This window comes from Brevundimonas sp. (assembly GCF_016463295.1).
GTDB lineage: Bacteria > Pseudomonadota > Alphaproteobacteria > Caulobacterales > Caulobacteraceae > Brevundimonas.
On sequence record NZ_JAEMRO010000145.1, the window covers coordinates 1 to 2,672 of the forward strand.

At 66.0% G+C, this 2,672-nt stretch carries 2 protein-coding genes and 2 pseudogenes; 1 reads left to right on the forward strand and 3 read right to left on the reverse strand.

Features of this window, described 5'->3' with window-relative positions:
* The 3 genes and pseudogenes from JHC81_RS14285 to JHC81_RS14295 all read right to left on the reverse strand — a co-directional run.
* Positions 1–637: pseudogene (locus JHC81_RS14285) on the reverse strand (Fe-S cluster assembly protein SufB); the annotation flags it as partial.
* Between the two features lie 4 nt (positions 638–641).
* Positions 642–1,793: a cysteine desulfurase family protein gene (locus JHC81_RS14290; RefSeq protein ID WP_292175782.1), complete on the reverse strand. Its 1,152-nt coding sequence runs from the start codon at positions 1,791–1,793 to the stop codon at positions 642–644.
* The gene (locus JHC81_RS14295) at positions 1,790–2,281 is read right to left on the reverse strand and encodes an Rrf2 family transcriptional regulator (RefSeq protein ID WP_292175787.1); all 492 of its coding nucleotides are present in this window, start codon (positions 2,279–2,281) and stop codon (positions 1,790–1,792) included. Before JHC81_RS14295 ends, JHC81_RS14290 begins: the two co-directional genes overlap by 4 nt.
* Before the next feature lie 162 nt (positions 2,282–2,443).
* Here JHC81_RS14295 and JHC81_RS14300 point away from each other — a divergent pair.
* A pseudogene (locus JHC81_RS14300) lies at positions 2,444–2,672 on the forward strand (CocE/NonD family hydrolase); the annotation flags it as partial.

Sequence of the window (2,672 nt, forward strand, 5' to 3'; positions counted from 1 at the left end):
GCTCCATCGGGCAGCGCACGCCCGGCGGGATGTAGACGAACGATCCGTCCGAAAAGACCGCGCTGTTCAGGGCGGCGAAATAGTTGTCCGAGACCGGCACCACCGAGCCCAGATATTTGCGCACCAGCTCAGGATGTTCGCGCAAGGCCTCGGAAATGGGCATGAAAATCACGCCGACCTTGGCCAGTTCGGCCTTGAAGGTGGTGACCACGCTGACGCTATCGAACACCGCGTCCACGGCATAGCGCGGCGCGCCCTCGACGCCCGCCAGCACTTCCTGCTCCTTCAGCGGGATGCCCAGCTTGGCATAGATGGCCAGCAGTTCCGGATCGACCTCGTCCAGCGACTTGGGCCCGTCCTTCTTCTTGGGCGCGGCGTAGTAGAACAGGTCCTGATAATCGACCGGGGTGTATTTCACCGACGACCAGGTCGGCTCCTCCATGGCCAGCCAGCGCTCATAGGCGGCCAGACGCCATTCCAGCATCCATTCCGGCTCGCCCTTCTTCTCGGAGATGAAGCGGACGATGTCGGCATTCAGCCCACGCGGGGCATATTCCGTATCGATGTCCGACGTGAATCCGTGCTCGTACTTCTCCAGTGCGGCGACGGCGTCGATGGTTTCCTGAACGGCTGCCATGATCTTACGCGACTTCCTTCACGCGCTGGCTCAGGCGTTCGGCCTGGCGGGCGCTGTGCTTCTCATAGGCTGACACCCAGGCGTCGGCGAAGCGTGACCAATCGTCCTGCGTCGTACCCCAGCCACCCGAGACGCGGACGCCGCCCGTCGCCAGCGCATGCAGCCCCATGGCCGAGATCGCCTTGGACGGCTTGACCTTGCCCGACGAACAGGCGCTGCCCGCCGAGACCATGATGCCCGCCAGATCGAGCGTGATCAGTTGCTGCGGGCTGTCCCAGCCCTCGACGGCCATAAACAGGGTGTTGGGCAGGCGCTCGACCGCGCCGCCGATGATGGTGGCCCCCGCCGCCACGACCCGCGCCTCGGCCGCATCGCGCCAGACGACATGCGCCATCGCCTGATCCAGATCACGCGCGGCACAGTCGGCGGCGGTGCCAAAGCCTGCGATGCCCGGGACATTCTCGGTCCCCGCCCGCAAACCCCGCTCCTGCCCGGCACCATGGAGCATGCGCACGGCGGCGATGCCGTCTTTCAGCACCAGCGCGCCCACGCCCTGCGGCCCGCCCAGCTTGTGCGCCGACAGCGTCAGGGTGTCGGCATCCAATGCCCGCATATCGACCGGCACCTTGCCCGCCGACTGGATCGCATCGACGTGCAGCCAGCCGCCCGCGGCCCGCACCAGCGCGGCAGCCTGCGCGATCGGCTGGATGACGCCGCTTTCGTTATTGGCATGATGGATGGCCACGACGGCCCGGCCCGGCCTCGCCAGCGCATCCGCCAGCCAGGCCAGATCGACCACACCATTCGCATCGACCGGCAGCACCTCGACCGGCGCACCGGACACGGCGGCTGCCTCGGCCACGCAGGGATGTTCCGTCGCCCCCACGATCAGCCGCTCGCAGCCTGCGGCCAAGGCACTCAGGATCGCCTGGGCGTTCGATTCGGTCCCGCCGGAGGAGAACACCACCGCCGTCGGATCGGCCCCGACCAGATCGGCGACCTGGGCTCGGGCCGTCTCGACCCGCGCCCGCGCCCGCCGTCCTGCCGCATGCACCGCTGACGGATTACCGTTGTCAGCCAGGGCCTTGGCCATGATCTCCTGAACTTCAGGACGAACCAGGCCGGAGGCATTGTAGTCCAGATAGACGGGGCTCATGCGGCCACCCCGATCTCGTCTGCCCCAGTTGCGTCAATGGGTGCCCGACGCCGCGCGCCGGTGCGGTTCATCACGACGTCTTCCAACGACACCCCGGCCAGATAGCGATGAATCTCATCGCCCAGATCCTCCCACAGATTGTGGGTGATGCAGCGCTCGCCCGCCATCATGCAGCCCTTGGGCGAGGAATGGCCGACGCAGCGTGTGGCACGGATGGGTTCATCGACCGCCAAGACGATTTCCGCGACCACCGTCTCGTGCGGACCCTTGGCCAGCCGATAGCCGCCGCCTGGTCCGCGCACGCTGCGCACCAGCCCGCCTTTTCTCAGACGCGCAAACAGCTGTTCCAGATAACTCAATGAAATTTCTTGGCGCGTGGCGATTTCCGCCAGGGAGACGGCCCGGTCTCGGCCGTCGTCGGTCCGGCCATTCTTGGCCAGATCCGCCATCGCCATGACGGCATATCGTCCCTTGGTCGACAGTCGCATCGGACACCCGCTAAAAATCGCACGCATTTTCGGGGTCCTGTGCTAGAACCCGCGCCTTCACGAAAGCGGCTGCGTGCCATGCGGACTTAGAAAGTCCTACCGCATCGGTCAAGTATTACGCACCTGCGAAACGACAGTTGAATACGGGAATCCGCTCCGCCCATGCCTGAAGTCATCCTGCCCGGCGCCTCTGGCCGCATCGAAGGTCGCTATTCCCCGGGCAAACGCCCCAACGCCCCGATCGCCCTGATCCTGCATCCCCACCCCAAGGCGGGCGGGCATATGAACAATCCCGTGGCGGTGACCCTGTACCAGCTGTTCGTGAAGCGCGGCTTTGCGACCCTGCGCTACAACTCGCGCGGCGTCGGCAAGTCCCAGGGCGAGTTCGACA